Origin of the sequence: Streptomyces sp. WAC05292 (genome assembly GCF_003949955.1) — a bacterium.
GTDB classification, from domain to species: domain Bacteria; phylum Actinomycetota; class Actinomycetes; order Streptomycetales; family Streptomycetaceae; genus Streptomyces; species Streptomyces globosus.
The window spans coordinates 1-3,305 of sequence record NZ_RPSE01000536.1 but is presented as its reverse complement, the minus strand read 5'-3'; the positions used below and the strand labels follow the sequence as shown (position 1 = coordinate 3,305).

Here is a 3,305-nt window from a genome sequence, read left to right as displayed (position 1 = left end):
CCCCCGCTCCCGGTGCCCGCGCCCGCCGGCCCCTGGCCGGACGTACGGGCCGTGGACGGCGGCGATCCCCTGCCGCCGCTCGGGGTGGTGCCCGTACCGGACGGGCTGGAGGCGGGGGACTGCGGCCGACTGGGGCCCGGGGACGTGCTGTTCCTGCACACGGACGGCGCCGAGGACGCCCGCGACGCGGCCGGCCGGTTCTTCCCGCTGCCCCGCGTCCTCTCCGGCATCGCCGCCCGGCAGCCGGCGGCCACGCCCGCGCGGCTGGTGGCGGGAGTGCACGCGGCCCTGCTGCGCCACACCGGCGGCCATCCCGCGGACGACGCCGCCCTGTTGGCGGTCCGCAGCGACCGCTGCGCCTGACCCGTGGGGAGGCGGCGGCCGGGAACCGCACACCGGGCCCCGGTGGGAGGGCCCGGCGCGCGTTCCCCCGGCTCGCGGCCGGAGTCCGGTGACCAACCGGGCGCCGGAGGAGCCGGGGTGCGCCGCCCGCCGGCCGTGGAGTGTCGGGCAGACAGCGGACGGGCGGCGCGGGTGGCGGGTCGTCGCACTGTACGAGGGGGAGCCGACGACCCGTGCGGCCTCTTGGCGAGGCTCTTCAGTGAACCGCCCCCGGAGGTTCCCCCGGCAGGGTACGCATCGCATTTATGCGCGTACTCGGTTCACACCCCGTGTGAACGCCGCACCCACTAGCCTGGTCCCGACGAGCCCTTGGAGGGGCCCATGCAGCCCAACGCCCTGCTCGACGCCCTCCTCGCCGAGGCGGGCATGTCCCATGCAGGACTCGCCGCGCACGTGAACCAGGCGGGCCGCTCCCGCGGACTGGCCCTGCGCTACGAACACACCGCCGTCAACCGGTGGTTGAAGGGCCAGCGGCCCCGCGGCCAGGTCCCCGACCTGATCTGCGAGGTGCTCGGCGGCCGGCTGCGCCGCCCCGTCTCCCTCGACGACGTCGGCTTCGGCGTACCCGACCAGCCGGCCGGCCCGCACGCCTCGCCGCTCAGCGGCTTCGTCGACCGGGCCGCGGCCCTGTGGCGCTCCGACGAACAGGGCCGCTTCCCCCTGCACGCGGCGCCCGCCCTCACCGGCACACCCGCCGTCATCCCCGTCTGGGAATGGGAGAACCCGCCCGAGGACGCCGACGTCTCCCGCGACGGGCCCCTGCGCGTCGGCCCCGAGCACATCGAGGTCCTCCGCGCGGCCCGCGCCCACTACGAGCTGATGTACCGGCGGGCCGGCGGCATCGCCACCCGCGCCCGCATCGTCCGCTTCCTCGGCGGCGAGACCGCGCCCCTGCTCCGCGGCAGCTACCCTGACGACCTCGGGCGCCGTCTGCACCGGGCCGCAGGGTCACTCGTCGCCGTCGCCGGGATCTGCGCGTACGACTCCGACGCGCACGGCCTGGCCCAGCGCTACTTCCACCAGGCGCTGCGGCTCGCCAAGGCCAGCGGCGACCGCGGCCTCGGCGCCTACGTCATCGCCCTGCTCGTCAACCAGTCCCTCCACCTGCGCGACCACCGCCAGGCCGTCGCGTTCGCCGAGACCGCGCTGCGCGCGGCGGGCCGCCACACCACGGCTGCGCTCGCCGCCGACCTGTACGCGATGCAGGCCAAGGCCTACGCCCGGCTCGGGGACACCGCCGCGGCGCTGGCGTGCATCCGGCACGCGGAGGCCGCCGCCGAGCGGATCCGCCCCGGCTGCGAACCCGACGAGACCGGCTACGTCCAGCCGGGCCTCGTCAACGTCCAGGTGGCGGAGGCCCTCCTCAGCCTCGGGGAGCTCGCCGCCGCCCACGAGCAGGCCGCCGCCGCCGTCGGCACCCCGGCGCACGACCGCGGCCGGGTCCACCGGCTCGCGATGCTCTGCGAGATCCAGCTCCGGCAGGGCGAGGCGGACCGGGCGGCCGCCGCGGGCGCCGAAATGGCCGAACGGGCCAAGGGGATGGAGTCGCAACGGCTCCGCGACCGGCTGCGCGCGGTCCGGGAACAGCTCCTGTCCAGCGGGTGTTCGGGCGCGGAGGAGACGGCCCGCCTCATCGACGGGGCGCTGAGCGTCCCGCTGTGACCGCTCGGACGGCCGCCGGCCGCGCGGGGCGGCGGAGCGGGGCCCCGGCCGCCGCCGGAGCGGCCGGGCGTTCCCGGGGCGCGCCGGGGGGTCAGCTGTACGGGTAGAAGCCCGAACCGGTCTTGCGGCCGAGGCGGCCGGCGTCGACCATCCGCTGGAGCAGCGGGGGAGCGGCGTACAGCGGCTCCTTGAACTCGGCGTACATCGAGTCGGCGATCGAGGCCACGGTGTCCAGGCCGATCAGGTCGGACAGCTTCAGCGGGCCCATCGGGTGGGCGCAGCCGAACTCCATGCCGTTGTCGATGTCCTCGCGGCTGGCGATGCCCGACTCGAACATCCGGATCGCGGAGAGCAGGTACGGGACGAGGAGGGCGTTGACGACGAAGCCCGACCGGTCCTGGGCGCGGATGGCGTGCTTGTCGAGCACGTTCTGCACCAGGGCCTCGGCCCGCTTGATGGTCTCCTCGCTCGTGGTGAGGGCGGGGATCAGCTCGACGAGCTTCTGCACGGGCGCCGGGTTGAAGAAGTGGATGCCGATGACCTGGTCGGGGCGGGAGGTCGCGACGGCCAGCTTGACCAGCGGGATCGACGAGGTGTTCGAGGCGAGGATGGCGCCCGGGCGGGTGACCTGGTCGAGGACCTGGAAGATCTCCGTCTTGACCTGCTCGTTCTCGACGACCGCCTCGATGACCAGGTCGCGGTCGGCGAACTCGCCCAGGTCGGTGGTGAAGGAGAGGCGGGCCAGGGTGGCGTCCCGCTCCTCCTCGCTGATCTTGCCACGGGCGGCGGCCTTCGACAGGGAGTTCTGCAGCCGGGTGCGGCCGATCTCCAGGGCCTCGCCGGTGGTCTCGGCGACCTTGACGTCCAGTCCGCTGCGGGCGCAGACCTCGGCGATACCAGCGCCCATCTGGCCGCAGCCCACTACGCCGACTCGGGTGATGTCGGAAGGGAGGTCAGTCACTTCGTGCCTTTCGCTGGTCATCGGAGGGCGGGTCCCCCGTTCGTGCAGTGGTGACTGCTTCCGGCGCCCGCCACGCACCCCGACGTTACCCCCGTCCCTGCCCTTGGCCGAGGGCCGGGGCGGGCATGCTGACCCCACACAGGAGATGTCACGCAGAGGAGCGGAGCGAACACATGACGTACATGGGGCGACGGGGTCTGCTGGCCGGCGCCGCGGGGGCGCTCGCGTCCGCCGCGGCAGGGCGGGCGCAGGCCGCGCCGCGGGAGGACGGGGCCCCGAC

3 protein-coding genes are annotated in these 3,305 nt (G+C 75.2%); 2 read left to right on the top strand and 1 reads right to left on the bottom strand.

Annotated features, from left to right (window positions below; translation table 11 throughout):
* Nucleotides 1-363: SpoIIE family protein phosphatase (locus EF903_RS30600; RefSeq protein WP_148142616.1), on the top strand; the 363-nt coding region annotated here is incomplete at its 5' end.
* Nucleotides 364-723: 360 nt separating this feature from the next.
* Nucleotides 724-2,064 carry a transcriptional regulator gene (locus tag EF903_RS30595; protein WP_125548238.1) on the top strand — a complete coding sequence of 447 codons (1,341 nt, stop codon included), beginning with the start codon at nucleotides 724-726 and terminating at the stop codon, nucleotides 2,062-2,064.
* 91 nt (nucleotides 2,065-2,155) lie between these two features.
* Here EF903_RS30595 and EF903_RS30590 read toward each other — a convergent pair whose 3' ends face one another.
* Complete coding sequence (locus tag EF903_RS30590) at nucleotides 2,156-3,046, bottom strand: 3-hydroxybutyryl-CoA dehydrogenase (protein WP_125548237.1); 891 nt, start codon at nucleotides 3,044-3,046, stop codon at nucleotides 2,156-2,158.
* Nucleotides 3,047-3,305: the final 259 nt, after the last annotated feature.